Source organism: Bradyrhizobium sp. LjRoot220 (genome assembly GCF_964252915.1).
GTDB lineage: Bacteria > Pseudomonadota > Alphaproteobacteria > Rhizobiales > Xanthobacteraceae > Bradyrhizobium.
In genome coordinates, this window is the sequence record NZ_CAXUPS020000002.1 from 990,904 (window position 1) to 1,004,796 (window position 13,893).

At 63.9% G+C, this 13,893-nt stretch carries 13 protein-coding genes and 1 tRNA gene; 12 read left to right on the top strand and 2 right to left on the bottom strand.

The window, feature by feature from the left end; all coding sequences use genetic code 11:
* Positions 1–46 precede the first annotated feature (46 nt).
* The 6 genes from ACSQ84_RS13380 (at position 47) to ACSQ84_RS13405 (ending at position 5,445) form a co-directional block, all read left to right on the top strand.
* Positions 47–643 (top strand): Spy/CpxP family protein refolding chaperone, encoded by a 597-nt coding sequence (locus ACSQ84_RS13380; RefSeq protein ID WP_436212114.1) that lies wholly within the window; start codon positions 47–49, stop codon positions 641–643.
* 177 nt (positions 644–820) lie between these two features.
* A tRNA-Lys gene (locus tag ACSQ84_RS13385) sits at positions 821–896 on the top strand.
* A gap of 86 nt (positions 897–982) precedes the next feature.
* Positions 983–2,365, top strand: coding sequence for an efflux RND transporter periplasmic adaptor subunit (locus ACSQ84_RS13390; RefSeq protein ID WP_436212115.1), 1,383 nt, complete (start codon positions 983–985; stop codon positions 2,363–2,365).
* A gap of 48 nt (positions 2,366–2,413) precedes the next feature.
* Positions 2,414–3,094, top strand: a complete 681-nt coding sequence (locus tag ACSQ84_RS13395; RefSeq protein ID WP_436212283.1) for an ABC transporter ATP-binding protein — start codon at positions 2,414–2,416, stop codon at positions 3,092–3,094.
* The gene (locus ACSQ84_RS13400) at positions 3,091–4,251 is read left to right on the top strand and encodes an ABC transporter permease (protein ID WP_436212116.1); all 1,161 of its coding nucleotides are present in this window, start codon (positions 3,091–3,093) and stop codon (positions 4,249–4,251) included. The genes ACSQ84_RS13395 and ACSQ84_RS13400 overlap by 4 nt, the downstream gene beginning before the upstream one ends.
* A 3-nt stretch (positions 4,252–4,254) precedes the next feature.
* Positions 4,255–5,445, top strand: coding sequence for an ABC transporter permease (locus ACSQ84_RS13405; RefSeq protein WP_436212117.1), 1,191 nt, complete (start codon positions 4,255–4,257; stop codon positions 5,443–5,445).
* 40 nt (positions 5,446–5,485) lie between these two features.
* Here the strand turns inward: ACSQ84_RS13405 and ACSQ84_RS13410 are convergent, their stop codons facing one another.
* The gene (locus tag ACSQ84_RS13410; protein WP_436212284.1) at positions 5,486–6,373 is read right to left on the bottom strand and encodes a LysR family transcriptional regulator; all 888 of its coding nucleotides are present in this window, start codon (positions 6,371–6,373) and stop codon (positions 5,486–5,488) included.
* Positions 6,374–6,479: 106 nt separating this feature from the next.
* Here ACSQ84_RS13410 and ACSQ84_RS13415 point away from each other — a divergent pair, with 106 nt between their 5' ends.
* The 6 genes from ACSQ84_RS13415 to ACSQ84_RS13440 all read left to right on the top strand — a co-directional run bounded on the left by ACSQ84_RS13415 (position 6,480) and on the right by ACSQ84_RS13440 (position 13,422).
* Positions 6,480–7,910 (top strand): amidase, encoded by a 1,431-nt coding sequence (locus tag ACSQ84_RS13415; RefSeq protein WP_436212118.1) that lies wholly within the window; start codon positions 6,480–6,482, stop codon positions 7,908–7,910.
* 68 nt (positions 7,911–7,978) lie between these two features.
* Positions 7,979–8,929, top strand: coding sequence for an ABC transporter permease (locus tag ACSQ84_RS13420; RefSeq protein WP_436212119.1), 951 nt, complete (start codon positions 7,979–7,981; stop codon positions 8,927–8,929).
* Positions 8,926–9,822: an ABC transporter permease gene (locus ACSQ84_RS13425; protein ID WP_436212120.1), complete on the top strand. Its 897-nt coding sequence runs from the start codon at positions 8,926–8,928 to the stop codon at positions 9,820–9,822. Before ACSQ84_RS13420 ends, ACSQ84_RS13425 begins: the two co-directional genes overlap by 4 nt.
* 2 nt (positions 9,823–9,824) lie before the next feature.
* A complete protein-coding gene (locus ACSQ84_RS13430; protein ID WP_436212121.1) occupies positions 9,825–10,838 on the top strand; it encodes an ABC transporter ATP-binding protein in 1,014 nt (337 codons plus the stop codon).
* A gap of 2 nt (positions 10,839–10,840) precedes the next feature.
* Complete coding sequence (locus ACSQ84_RS13435; protein WP_436212285.1) at positions 10,841–11,869, top strand: ABC transporter ATP-binding protein; 1,029 nt, start codon at positions 10,841–10,843, stop codon at positions 11,867–11,869.
* A 56-nt stretch (positions 11,870–11,925) separates the two neighbouring features.
* A complete protein-coding gene (locus ACSQ84_RS13440) occupies positions 11,926–13,422 on the top strand; it encodes an ABC transporter substrate-binding protein (RefSeq protein WP_436212122.1) in 1,497 nt (498 codons plus the stop codon).
* A 208-nt stretch (positions 13,423–13,630) separates the two neighbouring features.
* Here the strand turns inward: ACSQ84_RS13440 and ACSQ84_RS13445 are convergent, their stop codons facing one another.
* On the bottom strand, positions 13,631–13,783 hold the full coding sequence (locus tag ACSQ84_RS13445) for a bacteriocin (RefSeq protein ID WP_436212123.1): 153 nt from the start codon (positions 13,781–13,783) through the stop codon (positions 13,631–13,633).
* Positions 13,784–13,893 lie beyond the last annotated feature (110 nt).

The window sequence follows — 13,893 nt, forward strand, 5'->3', positions numbered from 1 at the left end:
GCCCCGGGCGGGGCCATCTTCAGGCAACCTTTCATTGGAGGTCAGCATGAGGAAGTTCACCATCGCCGCGGTCGCGGTGCTCGCCATCGCCGGTTCGACCGCGGTCTATGCCCAGCACCGCCATTGGTCGCACAGTCACATGCGGATGAACCCGGAAGACCGGGCGGCGTTTGCCGACGCGCGGATCGCGGCGGTCCATGCCGGCCTCAAGCTGAACGCCGAGCAGGAGAAGCTGTGGCCGCCGGTCGAGGCCGCGGTGCGGGAATTTTCAAAGCTGCGGATCGATCGCGCCAATGCGCGGATGGAAGCGCGGCGGGATGATTCCAGCCAGCAGAAGCCCGACGATCCCGTCACCCGCCTGCGCGAGCGCGCCGACAGCATGGCGGCTTCCGCGGCGGCCATGAAGAAAATCGCCGATGCGGCCGATCCGCTCTACAAGACGCTGGATGACGGCCAGAAGCGCCGTCTTGCCGTGCTCACCGGAATGGATCGCCGGTTCGGCGGCCGCGGCGAAGGCTGGCGGCACCGGCATATGGAGCGTTTTGAGCGGGATCGCGACGATGGCGGCCGCGATCGCGGCTTTGACCGCAACCGCTACGACCGGGATGGCGGGCCGGACCGCGGGGGCGCCGAGCGGCTCTGAGCGCCGGTTTCCGGAAGCGGGTCCCGGCGGGGGCGGAAGCCGCTGGAATCCAGCGGTTTTTCGCCGTCCCGGGCTGGCGCCAAAGGCCGGGAAAACTCGCTCGGGTTTGCTGGACATCGGGGAATCGCTTTGCTAAACGACGCCCTCTTGCGGAGGCTTTTCCGGACCTTTGGCTCCGGGCGCATAGCTCAGTTGGTAGAGCAGATGACTCTTAATCATCGGGTCCCAGGTTCGAGCCCTGGTGCGCCCACCAAGCTTTTCAAGAAATTTACAGTCTAGCCAGGCGGCTATTCCGGTAGGCCCGGCGACCGGCGGCGCACGCCTCGGCGTCGCTGAGATATGAATCGGCGATTCGGCGACTCCGCCCTGCCGGAACGACGTGAACGACAGCTCATCACGCAGACCTGCGGCTGCACGTCGGAACTCCGTTCCGTGCGACTGCTCACCCTTCCCCTCGGAACGCCGCGCAGAAATCGCGACGAATCGGGTGAAACGACCCCAAACAAAACGAGACGGAACCTGCTACTTGCAGGCGGTAGCACGGGACAGAAGCGACCTACGTGCGAATGGAAAAGCCAGGTGATACGTAATACCCTGAGCTTGATACCCAGAGCTTGGCGGCCCGGTGACGAGGACAGGATAACGATGAGCGACGACAGGACCAAACTGCTTCGCTCGCTTTCGATCGACCGCGGTGCGAGCGAGCCTGTCCGGTCCACGAGCCGGCGCCGTTGGCTGCCGATCGGAGCGGTCATTGCGGCGTGCGTCATCGTGGCGTGCGCAGCCCTTGCCGTCACCGTATTTCGGACCCAGGATCGTCCCCAGGACACCTCATCGCAACCGGTTGCACAATCGCCGGCACCGCAACTCCAGCCGCGCGAGCAGGCCGCCGCTGGCAGCGAGTCCGGCAATTTGGCTGCGTCCGGTTATGTGGTGGCCCGTCGCAAGGCCACGGTCGCCGCCGAGATCACCGGCAAGGTCGTCGAGATTTTCGTCGACGAGGGCATGACCGTCACCGAGGGGCAGATCGTCGCGCGGCTCGACAGCGTGCTTGCGGAAAAGGATCACGAGTTGGCGCAGTCGCGCGCCGAGGCGGCGGATGCCGCGATTGCCGCGATCACCGCCGACCTGCAGGATGCGACGCGGATCATGACCCGGGTACAGACACTGTCACAGAAGAATTTTGCGACCGACGCCGACCTGACCAAGGCTCAGGCCCGCGTCGGCGTGTTGACGGCGCAACTGCGTCAGGCACAGTCGCAGTTCAATTCGGCAAGCATCGATGCCAGGCGCAGTGCTTCGGTGCTCTACAAACATCAGATTCGCGCGCCGTTCGCCGGCGTCGTCGTCGAACGCAGCGCCCAGCCCGGCGAGATGATTTCGCCGATGTCGGTCGGCGGGTTCACCCGCACCGGCATCTGCACCATCGTCGACATGGATTCGATCGAAATCGAGGTCGACGTCAACGAAGCCTTCATCGGCCGGGTGGTTCCCGGCGGTGCCGTCAACGCGGTGCTGGACGCCTATCCGGACTGGAGCATTCCGGCCGCGGTGATCGCTATCGTGCCGACGGCCAATCGCGAAAAGGCCACGGTGAAGGTTCGTATCCGCTTTGTGCAAAGGGATAAGCGCATCCTGCCCGACATGGCCGTGAAAGTGACGTTTCTGCGCGACGCCAGGGCTGACGGCGCCGCCGCCGGCAAAACCAACGCGGCAAACTAGTCCGATTGAATTCGACGGGAGAGAAAAAAAGTGACAGCGGAACAACCGATGGTTCGCCTCGCCGGCGTCAGCAAGCGCTTCACCAAGGGCAAGGAAACGATTTCAATTTTCGATCATCTCGATCTGAGCATTCCCCGCGGCGATTTCGTCGCCGTCATGGGACCGTCCGGCTCGGGCAAGACCACGCTGCTCAACCTGCTCGGCGGCATCGACGGCGTCGATGAAGGCGAACTTACCGTTGCCGACCGGCGCACCGATGGCCTATCGGAGGGCGAGCTTGCCCGCTGGCGCGCCGCCAATATCGGCTTCATCTTCCAGTTCTACAATCTGATGCCGATGCTGACCGCGGCGCAGAACGTGGAATTGCCGCTGCTGCTCACCAATCTGCGGCGCAAGGAGCGGGCAAGCCGGGTCGAGACGGCGCTGTCGGTGGTCGGTCTCGCCGATCGCGTCAAGCACCATCCGCGCGAAATGTCGGGCGGCCAGCAGCAGCGCGTTGCGATCGCGCGTGCCATCGTTTCGGATCCCAACCTCCTGCTGTGCGACGAACCCACCGGTGACCTCGACCGGCATTCCGCTGACGAAATTCTCACGATCCTGCAGCTTCTCAACAAGGATCTCGGCAAGACCATCGTGATGGTGACCCACGATCCGGCGGCGGCGCGCTATGCCAAGCGGATTCTGCATCTCGACAAGGGCCAGTTCGTCGAACAGGAGCTCGCCGCGTGAACGACTTCGACCTGGTGCGGAAAAACCTGTTTCGCCGCAAATTGCGCGCCATCCTGATGATCGTGTCGATCCTGGTGGCGTTCATGATCTTCGGCGTGCTTGCCGGATTCCATCGCGCCTTCACTGCGGGGACGGATCGCGCTGCCGCGGACCGGCTGATCACCGTCAACAAGATCAACTTCACGCAGCCGCTGCCAATTGCCTATTTCAACCGCGTGCGCGCGGTGGACGGGGTACGGCAGATCACACATGCCAACTGGTTCGGCGGCTACTACCAGGACCCGAAAAATTTCGTTATGTCGCTGGCGGTAGAGCCGGCGACCTATTTCGATGTCTACCGCAGCGAATTCGAGATTGCGCCCGATCAGCTCAAAGCCTTCAAACAGAATCGCAGCAGCGCGGTCATCGGCGAAAAACTGGCGCAGAAATGGGGCTGGAAGGTCGGCGATCGCGTGCCGGTCGCGAGCAACATTTTCACCCAGCGCAGCGGTGGGCACACCTGGGATTTCACCATTGCCGGCATTGTCAAAGGCAAGGTCGAGCATGTCGACACCAACTTCATGTTGTTCCAGTACGCCTATTTCGACGAGACCCGCTCGTTCGGCAAGGACACCATCGGCTGGTTGATCCTCCAGACCAACTCGCCGGAGAACAACGATCGTGTCGCGAAGGCGATCGACGCGATGTTCGTCAATTCCACCGCGGAGACCTCGACTGACACCGAAAAGGCTTTCGGCCAGGCTTTCGTCGCGCAGTTCGGAAATATCGCGCTGATCGTGTTTCTAGTGGTCGGCGCGGCATTCGTCACCATCCTGATGATCGTCGGCAACACCATGGCGCTGTCGATCCGCGAGCGCACGAGAGAGATCGGGGTGCTGAAGACACTGGGCTTCTCGGGTCCGCGAATATTGCGATTGGTGCTCGGCGAATCGGTGCTGCTGGCGCTGCTCGGCGGCCTGCCGGGTTTGGCGATTGCCGCGCTGATTGCGATAGCGCTACGCAGCAGCCTTGCCGAGATCGCGCCGGCATTCTCCGTATCGCCTGATATTGCGCTGCAGGGGATTGCGCTGATGATCGCGTTGGGGCTGATCACCGGAATCATTCCGGCGCTCAATGCGATGCGGCTCAAGATCGCCGCCGCACTCGGACGAGGATAGACCATGCGTTCGCTCCTGCTTCAGGTGATTGCAGTCACCTCGATCAACCTCAAGAGCATCGCGCAGCGCCGCTGGCTGTCGCTGTCGACCGTGATCGCGATCGCGCTGGTGGTAATCGTGTTGCTCGCCTTCCTCGCCATGGCCAATGGATTCCAGCGGACCATCGCCGGGTCGGGCGCCGACGATATCGCCATTGTCTTGCGCGCGGGCTCGCAGGCGGAAATCAACAGCACCGTTTCCCGCGACCAGGTTCGCCTGATCGAGGATGGACCGGGCATCGCCCGCGGCAGCGACGGCAAGCCGCTGATCTCACCCGAACTCTATCTCGTGGTCGACGGCCTCAAGCGCTCTACCAAAACCAAAGCCAACCTGCCGCTGCGCGGCATCGGCGAGCAGGGCGCCACGTTGCGCAAAGGCGTGGCGATCACCGCAGGCCGGATGTTCGATCGCGGCAGCAACGAGATCGTGGTCGGCAAAGCCTTGTTGCGGGAGTTCGAGGGTTTTGAACTCGGCAGCACCGTGTCCTTCGGGGCCACCCGCTGGACCGTTGTCGGCGTGTTCGATGCCGGCGGCAACGTATTCGAATCCGAAATCTGGGCCGATCTTCCCGTCGTGCAGAGCCTGTTCAATCGTAACAATGTCGTCCAGACCGTACGCGCGCGGCTCACCAGTCCGGCGGCGTTGAGCGAACTGAAGAACTATAGCGACAACGATCCGCGGCTGAAGCTCGACGTCAAATCGGAAACCGCCTATTTCGCCGAGCAGGCGTCACAAACTTCCGACCTGATCCAGAAGCTGGGCTGGCCGCTGGCGATCGCCATGGCCTTCGGCGCGCTCGCCGGCGCGCTCAACACCATGTACTCGTCGGTGGCGGCGCGCGCGACCGAAATTGCCACATTGCGGGCGATCGGGTTCGGCGGTTTCCCCGCCTTCATCGGAACGCTGGTGGAATCGCTGTCGCTGGCTGCGATCGGCGGGCTGGTTGGTGCAGCCGCAACCTACCTGATTTTCGATGGCATCACCGCCTCGACGCTTGGCGGCAACTTCACCCAGGTGGTGTTCGACTTCAAGCTCAGTCCGTGGCTGATCGCCGAGGGCGTTGGTCTCGCGCTGGTCGTCGGATTGATCGGCGGGCTTTTTCCGGCGCTGCGCGCCGCGCGCCTGCCAATCGTCAAAGGGCTTTATGCGACCTGAACATCGACGCGATCAAGTGCCAACGAGCCTTTCGCAACGCTCAGAGCTGACCGATCACCCGTTCCGCGCACTTCAGGAAATTCCGGACCAGCGGATTGAGCGAATCCCGGCGCCAGCAAACCGCGACATCGATCGCATCGTCGGCATCGAGGAAGGGCCTGAACACGACGCCCGTTGGGCATCCGAGTTCGGCGCAGGCGGGAAGGATCGCCAGGCCTTCCCCGGCCAGGACCATGCTGAGAGCCGAGTGGACCGTTTCAACCCGGTTCGTAACCGGCATGGCGACCTGATGCCGCCGCAGCAGCGCCGCCACAATAGATGTTGCGGGATCCTCGGTGGGCGCGGGCAGACTGATGAGCGGACGCCCCTGCAGTCGGTTCACCGGTACCGCCGCGGAGCGCGCCAGCGGCGAGCCGGCCGGCATGGCAAGCATCAATCGCTGCGTTCCGATGGTGGAGGCTTCAATCTCGCTGTGGCGAATGGCCGGCATGCACAGCGCGACGGTTACGCTGTGGTCCAGCAACCGCGCTTCACGCGTTGACGCGCTCAGTTCGATGAATTCGAGGTCGACTTTCGGAAGGGTCTTGCGGAGTTCCGGCACGAGTTTAGGCAACACGGCATGGGCCAGCACGAACATGTATCCGACAGACAATCTTCCCCGGCGCCCCGCGGCTACCGCGCGGGCTGCCTCGAAGCCTTCGGCCGCGAGGGCCAGCGCTTCACGCGCGCGCGACAGCAAGGCGCGACCGGCCGCCGTCAACTCCATTCCCTGGGCGCCGCGACGAAACAGCGGGGTTCCTACTTCCGATTCCAGTTTGCGGATCTGGACCGACAGTGGCGGCTGCGCCATGCGCAGGCGGACGGCCGCCCGGCCAACGCTGCGTTCTTCTGCAACGGCAACGAAATAGCGGAGACGCCGGAGGTCCATTTTTGCCATACCGAAATCGTATGGGTAAGTTGTGCGATGGTATTGGACTTGAAGTCAATGTGAGTGTCATCTTGCCGTCAAATTCGGTCCTGGGGATTTGCGCGTCATGAGCGATGAACTCTGCTTCCTGCCGGCGACCGAACTCCGTGCTCGGGTCGCCCGCAAGGAGGTTTCGCCGGTTGAGATCATGCGTGCCGTTCTCGCGCGTGCCGAGCGGATGCAGCCCTCGTTGAACTGCTTCATCACGCTGTGCGGCGATGAGGCGATAGCCGCGGCAGGGAAGGCGGAGCGCGAGGTCATGGCCGGCGGGCCGCTGGGCCTTCTTCACGGCATTCCGTTCACGGTGAAAGACCTGGTCAACACCAGGGGAGTGCGAACCACCTTCGGCGCGATCCCCTACAAGGATAACGTTCCCGACCATGACGCGGTCGCCGTGGCGCGAATGCGGGCAGAGGGTGCCATCCTCGTAGGCAAGACCACCACGCCCGAGTTCGGCACCAAGTGCCTGACGGATTCGCCGTTGTTCGGCCGCACGCGCAATGCCTGGAGTGACGCGCGCTCGAGCGGCGGTTCCAGCGGGGGAGCGGCGGTAGCGGTCGCCAGTGGCATCGCACCTCTTGCGATCGCGACGGATGGCGGCGGCTCGACGCGGATTCCGGCGGCCTGCAACGGCGTTGTCGGGCTCAAGCAAAGCAACGGCCTTATTCCGCACAGCCAGGTGCACGACGCGTTCGGCAACCAGACCTACGTGACCCCGATGACACGCACCGTCGCGGACACCGCCCTGATGATGCAGGCAATGTCGGGAGAAGACGCTTCCGATCCGTGGTCGATCGGAATTCCGCAGGGGGATTTCGTCGAGGGATCGGCGCCAAGCGGCAACCTGCGCGGGCGCAAGATTGCATTCTGCCTCGCGCCATCAGGCCGGCCAGTTGCGGCCGATGTCGCCGCTTCATTCAAGGGCGCGCTCGCCGGGCTGCAAGCCCTCGGGGCTGAGGTCGAGGAAATGCCCGCCGACGGATTTGAGATAGAGCCGATCTGGCGCGCCATCAATCACACCGCCTGGCGCGCACGGTTCGAGCAGCTTGCGGCCGATCATGGCGACGTGCTGAGCGAAGCTTTCATGAAGCAGCTGGCGCTGGCCACCAGGGTCAGCGGTGTTGACTATCAGCGGGCGATGTTTGACCGTACGTCTCTGTTCCGGCGGATTCAGACATTGTTGCAGAGGTTCGATATTCTCGCGATGCCAACCATCACTCGCACCGCGCTTCCGATCGATCAGGACCTGTTCGGCACGATAGAAATCGACGGGCGGGTATTCAGCGACGTGCGGCCGAACTGGTTTCCCTGGACAATGCCGTTCAACATGACCGGCCATCCGGCGGTGAGCCTGCCCTGTGGCTTTGGCGCGGACGGCCTGCCAATCGGTATTCAACTCGTCGGTAAATTCCGCGCCGACATCGAATTGCTGCGCGTCAGCGCGCTGTTCGAGGCTTCGCAAGATCTTCTCGGCCGCTGGCCGAGTCAAACCGGATAATCGAACATGCGGCCGCCACCACGCTTGATCGCTAACGAGGGGCCGGCCGCTAGCAAGGAAATCGGGACTTGAGCGTCTTCATTTTCCGCCGCTTTCTGACGCTGATAGCGACGCTGGTCGGCGCGTCGCTGATTATCTTCCTTGTTCTGGATGCCTTGCCCGGCAACGCCGCACAGATGCTGATGGGCGCGGATGCCTCGCCTGATGCGGTCCGGGCGCTGACCGTCAAGCTCGGGCTGGATCAACCGCTGCACTATCGGTACCTGCATTGGATCAAGGGGATGCTGACGGGGGACCTGGGAAGCAGCTATGTCTACGGCACGCCGGTCGGCGGATTGATCGCGGAGCGGCTCACGCTGACAATGCCGCTGGCGATCATGTCGATGTCGATGACGGTCGTGCTGGCGCTGACGGCTGGAATCTATACGGCGGCAAATCACAACAAGTTCGGCGACGTGGGTGTGATGTCGCTGACGCAGTTCGGTATGGCGCTTCCAAACTTCTGGTTCGCCATCCTGCTGATCCTGCTGTTCTCGGTGAAGCTGCAATGGCTTTCGGCCGGCGGCTTTGCGGGCTGGGACGAAAGCATTGTTGCCGGGATCAAGTCGCTGCTGTTGCCTGCGATCTCGCTATCGGTGGTGCAGGCGGCGATCCTCGCCCGGGTCACACGCTCGGCGGTGCTCGAGGTGCTGCGTGAGGATTTCGTGCGCACCGCACGCGCCAAGGGCTTGAGCAAGCGCGACGTATTGTGGCAGCACGTGCTGCGCAACGCGATGATCCCGGTGATGACAATCATGGGCCTTCAGTTCGCCAATCTGCTGGCCGGGACCATCGTGATCGAGAACGTGTTCTATCTGCCGGGTCTCGGCCGGCTGATCTTCCAGTCGATCGCCAATCGCGACCTGATCGTGGTGCGCAACTGCGTGATGCTGCTCGCGGCCATGGTCGTGGTCGTCAATTTCGTGGTCGATGTGCTCTACGCCTTCATCGATCCGCGCATCAAGGTGCATAACCTATGAGCGTCCCGTTGAGCGTTTCGGGTGACGTGCAGGCCGCCACCGCGCGTTCGCGGCCTGCGACCGGCTTCTGGCGGCGCGCGCTGCGTCATCGCAGCTTTGTCACCGGCGGCACGCTCACGCTGCTGGTGGTCGGTGCCGCCTTGCTGTCGCTGGTATGGACGCCGTGGTCGGCTTATGAGATCGACGTGGCGTCCAAGCTGCGGCCGCTGTCGGCCGCGCACTGGCTCGGCACCGACGTGCTTGGCCGAGATATCGTCTCGTTGCTGCTGGTCGGCGCCCGCTCCACCATCATGGTCGGCGTCATCGCGGTCGGGATCGGCCTCACGTTTGGCGTGTGCCTCGGGCTGATCGCCGCCGCACGCCGGGGCTGGACCGAAGAGCTCATCATGCGGATGAGCGACTTCACGTTCGCGTTTCCCGCAGTGCTGTCGGCGATCATGCTGGCGGCCGTCGCAGGCCCGGGCATGGTGACCTCGATCGCCGCCATCGGCATCTTCCAGGTTCCAACCCTGGTCCGGCTGACCCGCGGATCGGCCAATGCGATCTGGGCGCGGGAGTTCGTGCTGGCTGCGCGCGCCTCGGGCAAGGGCGGCTTCCGGATCACCATCGAGCACGTGCTGCCGAACATCCTTTCGGTCCTGATCGTGCAGGCGACGATCCAGTTCGCGCTCGCGATCCTGGCCGAGGCCGCGCTGTCCTACCTCGGGCTCGGCACGCAGCCGCCGCAGCCGTCCTGGGGACGCATGCTGAACGATGCGCAGACGTTGCTGTTCCAGTCGCCGATGCTCGCGGTCTATCCGGGCGCTGCGATCGCAATCGCCGTGCTCGGCCTCAATCTGCTCGGCGACGGGTTGCGCGATCTGCTCGATCCCCGGCTGGCGCGGGAGCGATGAACATGAGCGTGCCCGCCAACACACCATTGATCGAAGTCAGGGATCTCGGCGTCCGGCTCAACACCAGCCGCGGGCCCGCGCAGGCGGTTCGCGGGATCAGCTTCGCGCTGAAGCGCGGCGAAACCTTGGGTCTCGTCGGCGAATCCGGATGCGGCAAGTCCGTCACCGCGCTCGCGCTGATGGGCCTGCTGCCCGAGAGCGCGGTCATCACCGGCAGCATCCGGCTCGACGGCCGCGAACTGGTCGGCCTGCCGGATGCGGATTACTGCAAGCTGCGCGGCAATCGCATCGGCATGATCTTCCAGGAGCCGATGACCGCGCTCAATCCGATGCACACGATCGGGCACCAGGTGGCCGAGCCGCTGCGGCGCCACACCAATTGTTCGGCCGCGCAGGCGCGCAAGGAAGCCATCGCCTTGCTCGATCGTGTCGGCCTTCCCGACCCGGCGAAACGCGTCGACGCCTATCCGCACCAGTTCTCCGGCGGCCAGCGCCAGCGCGTTACCATTGCCATGGCGCTGGCCTGCCAGCCTGACGTGCTGATCGCCGATGAGCCGACCACGGCGCTCGACGTCACCATCCAGGGACAGATCCTCGAGCTGATTGCGGACCTTGTCGCCGAGCGCGGCATGTCGATGATCCTGATCTCGCACGATCTCGGCGTCATTGCCGAGAGCGTCCAGCGCATGGCGGTGATGTATGGCGGCACCGTCGTCGAAAGTGGCGCAACGGATGCCGTATTCACGCGCATGGGACATCCCTATACGCAAGGCCTGTTTCGGGCTCGCCCGCGTCTTGGTGCGCGCAAGGGCACCCGGCTGCAGACCATCGCCGGCACCGTGCCCGAGCTGGCCGATCTGCCCTCCGGTTGCACGTTCGCCGACCGCTGCGCGATCGTCGAAGATCGTTGCCGCGTGGCGCTGCCGGCCACCGTGGACGTCGGCGCCGGGCATGGCGTGCGCTGCCTCAGGACGGATATTTCGTTGGCTGAGGCGGCCGGAGTTTTGAGCGCATGACCATGCTGGACCAGGCGCCACCGCCCGCCGAGCTGCCGCTGCTCGATGTGAAGGATCTGGCGCAGCGCTACACGCTGCCGCGGGAAAGCATGTTCAAGCCGGCCGGGCAGGTGCATGCGCTCAACGGCGTCACCGCGCAGGTGATGGCAGGCCGCAGCCTCGGCGTGGTCGGCGAGTCCGGATCGGGCAAGTCGACCTTCGCGCGGCTGGTGATGGCGCTGGAACGGCCATCGTCAGGTTCGGTGTCGCTCCTGGGCCGCGACCTGAACCGGCTGCCGGCCGACGAGCTTCGCCGCGCCCGGCGGGATTTCCAGATGGTGTTTCAGGATCCCTATGGTTCGCTGGACCCACGGCAGACCATTGTGCGTATCGTCTCGGAGCCCTTGACCGCGATTGGGCGCGTGGATCGCACCGCGCTGCGTCAGCGCGTCGCGACCGTGCTGCGGCAGGTCGGATTGCGTGACACCGACATGGACAAGTTTCCGCACGAGTTCTCCGGCGGCCAGCGCCAGCGCATCGCGATCGCGCGCGCGCTGATCACCCAGCCGAAGCTGATCGTCGCCGACGAGCCGGTCAGCGCGCTCGACGTGTCGGTGCAGGCTCAGGTACTCAATCTCCTGCAGGATCTGCAGGATGAGTTCGGGTTGAGCTACATCCTGATCAGCCACGATCTTGCCGTCGTCGATTATCTCTGCGACGAGATCGCGGTGATGTATCTCGGCCGGATCGTCGAGCAGGGCCGGCCCGAGGATTTGTTCGCGCACTGCGCCCATCCCTACACGCGCGCGCTGCTCGAGGCCGTTCCGCGCGCCCGGGCCGGTGGTTTGCGTCGGCGTCGCGGGGCGCAGGCGATCGCCTCGCAGTCCGTGGGCGCAACGGGATGTCCCTACGCTTCACGCTGTGCGTTGGCCGATCAGCACTGTCGCGAGATCGCGCCTGCGCTGCGCAAAGTGGGTCCGGCGCAGCTGGCCGCGTGCCATCGCGCCGAGGCGGTGATGGCATTGCCTCCGGTGTCGTCGGAGGAGAGTTAGCCTTTTGTGCGGGACTGGCTTAGTCTGGTCACGCGATATGTCAGGGGAACACGCGAATGTTTAGGAAATTGGCCGTTTTTGCATTGGTCGCCGCGTTCGCCGCCGCGCCGCTGCCGAGCCTGGCGCAGGGCAAGAAGGATAGCGTCGTCATGGGCATGACGCTGGAGCCGCCGGGGCTCGATCCCACCAACGCAGCCGCCGCGGCGATTGCCGAGGTGGTGCTCTATAATCTCTATGAGACGCTGACCAAAATCAACGAGGACGGTTCGGTATCGCCCTTGCTCGCCGAGAGCTGGAAAGCGTCGGACGACCTGAAGACCTATACATTCAAGCTCCGCAAGGGCGTCAAATTCCACAACGGCGAACCGTTCGATTCTGCGGCGGTAAAATTCTCCTTCGATCGCAACGCGGCGCCGACCAGCACCAACAAGGACAAGAGCCTGTACCAGGCGTTCGAGTCAGTCACCGCGCCCGATGCGGAGACGGTCGTGATCGCGATCAAATATTCCGAACCGAACCTGCCGTTCCTGCTCGGTCAGGCCGGCGGTTCGATCGTCGAGCCGAAGAGCGCGCCGACCAATGTGACGCAGCCGGTCGGCACCGGACCCTATACGCTCGGCGCCTGGGCCAAGGGATCGTCGATCACCCTGAACAAATGGCCCGACTATCGCAACGCCGCAGCGATCAAGCTTTCCAAGGTGACCATCCGCTTCATCGGCGATCCCTCCGCGCAGGTCGCGGCGCTGCTGTCGGGCGACATCGACTTGTTTCCGCGCGCCGCGGTGGCGCGCAGCGTGGCGCAGTTCAAGGCCGATCCGCGCTTCAATGTGCTGATCGGCGGCTCCAAAGCCAAGACTATCGTCGGCATCAACCACAAGAGGAAGCCGCTCGATGATATCAGGGTTCGCCGCGCCATTCTCGCCGCGATCGATCGCAAGGCGATGATCGACGGCGCCGTCGATGGTTTTGGCTCGCCGATCGGCAGCTTCTATACGCCGGGATCGCTGGGCTATGTCGACACCACCGGCATCAATCCTTACGATCCCGAAAAAGCCAAGAAGCTGCTCGCAGAAGCGGGCGTCAAGGCGCCCCTGGAGCTGAGCCTCAGGCTGCCGCCGCCGCCTTATGCGCGGAACGGCGGAGAAATCCTCGCGGCCCAGCTCGCCAAGGTCGGCATCATTGCCAAGATCGAGAACGTGGAATGGGCGCAGTGGCTGTCACAGGTCTTTGCCGGTAACGGCCCGCACAATTTCGATCTCACCATCGTCTCGCATGTCGAGCCGTTCGATCTCGTGAAGATAACCGAGCCCGACTATTATCTCGGCTATAACAACGATGCGTTCAACGCGCTCTACCAGCAGATCAGGGCGACACCCGCGGAGGCCGAGCGTGCCAAGTTGATCGGTGACGCGCAGCGTATGCTGGCAACCGATGCGGTCGCCGGCTTCATGTTCCAGCCGCAATGGATCACCATTGCGAGCAAGAAGCTGAAGGGCGTCTGGAAGGAAGTCCCGCAATTCGAGAACGACTTCTCCGCCTGGGCATGGGACTAATCGCTTCGTGCGCGGCTAGCGCACCAGCGGATTTGCTGTTGCGGCGACCACTGCGCGCCTGATGGACGACGCGGCTGACATCGTTGGTAGGGGCTTTCAAACAGCGCAACGGATGGGGCAGCGAATTGCTGCCCCATCGCTTTCTGCATCAAGCGGACCATGAACCCGCTGGAATACGGCGCAGTGCGCCGGATCCTTCGCCGGCCTGTTACGCCACCTTCACCATCACCGTGCGGCCGTTGATGTGGCCGATGGCATAGGTGCTGCCGTTCATCGTCTCATAGTGAAACTTCTGATGGCCGCCGCTGACGGCATTGAGTTCGTTGTCACTGAGTTGGGTGTTGCTGGACTGGGTGGCCATGACTTTCTCCATCTGGTTCGACCGGAAGCGGTTATCGCTTCCCTCTCGTCGATGGTTGGAGAATAGAGGGCCGCGCTTGTACGCGCTGTTCCCGAGGGAACAGGGCCGGA

Coding starts and splice junctions, on each gene's coding strand:
- ACSQ84_RS13410 (WP_436212284.1), bottom strand. CDS start 6,373: ATGGACCTCCGGCGTCTCCGCTATTTCGTTGCCGTTGCAGAAGAACGC.
- ACSQ84_RS13415 (WP_436212118.1), top strand. CDS start 6,480: ATGAGCGATGAACTCTGCTTCCTGCCGGCGACCGAACTCCGTGCTCGG.
- ACSQ84_RS13405 (WP_436212117.1), top strand. CDS start 4,255: ATGCGTTCGCTCCTGCTTCAGGTGATTGCAGTCACCTCGATCAACCTC.
- ACSQ84_RS13445 (WP_436212123.1), bottom strand. CDS start 13,783: ATGGCCACCCAGTCCAGCAACACCCAACTCAGTGACAACGAACTCAAT.
- ACSQ84_RS13440 (WP_436212122.1), top strand. CDS start 11,926: ATGTTTAGGAAATTGGCCGTTTTTGCATTGGTCGCCGCGTTCGCCGCC.
- ACSQ84_RS13380 (WP_436212114.1), top strand. CDS start 47: ATGAGGAAGTTCACCATCGCCGCGGTCGCGGTGCTCGCCATCGCCGGT.
- ACSQ84_RS13430 (WP_436212121.1), top strand. CDS start 9,825: ATGAGCGTGCCCGCCAACACACCATTGATCGAAGTCAGGGATCTCGGC.
- ACSQ84_RS13435 (WP_436212285.1), top strand. CDS start 10,841: ATGCTGGACCAGGCGCCACCGCCCGCCGAGCTGCCGCTGCTCGATGTG.
- ACSQ84_RS13390 (WP_436212115.1), top strand. CDS start 983: ATGAATCGGCGATTCGGCGACTCCGCCCTGCCGGAACGACGTGAACGA.
- ACSQ84_RS13425 (WP_436212120.1), top strand. CDS start 8,926: ATGAGCGTCCCGTTGAGCGTTTCGGGTGACGTGCAGGCCGCCACCGCG.
- ACSQ84_RS13395 (WP_436212283.1), top strand. CDS start 2,414: ATGGTTCGCCTCGCCGGCGTCAGCAAGCGCTTCACCAAGGGCAAGGAA.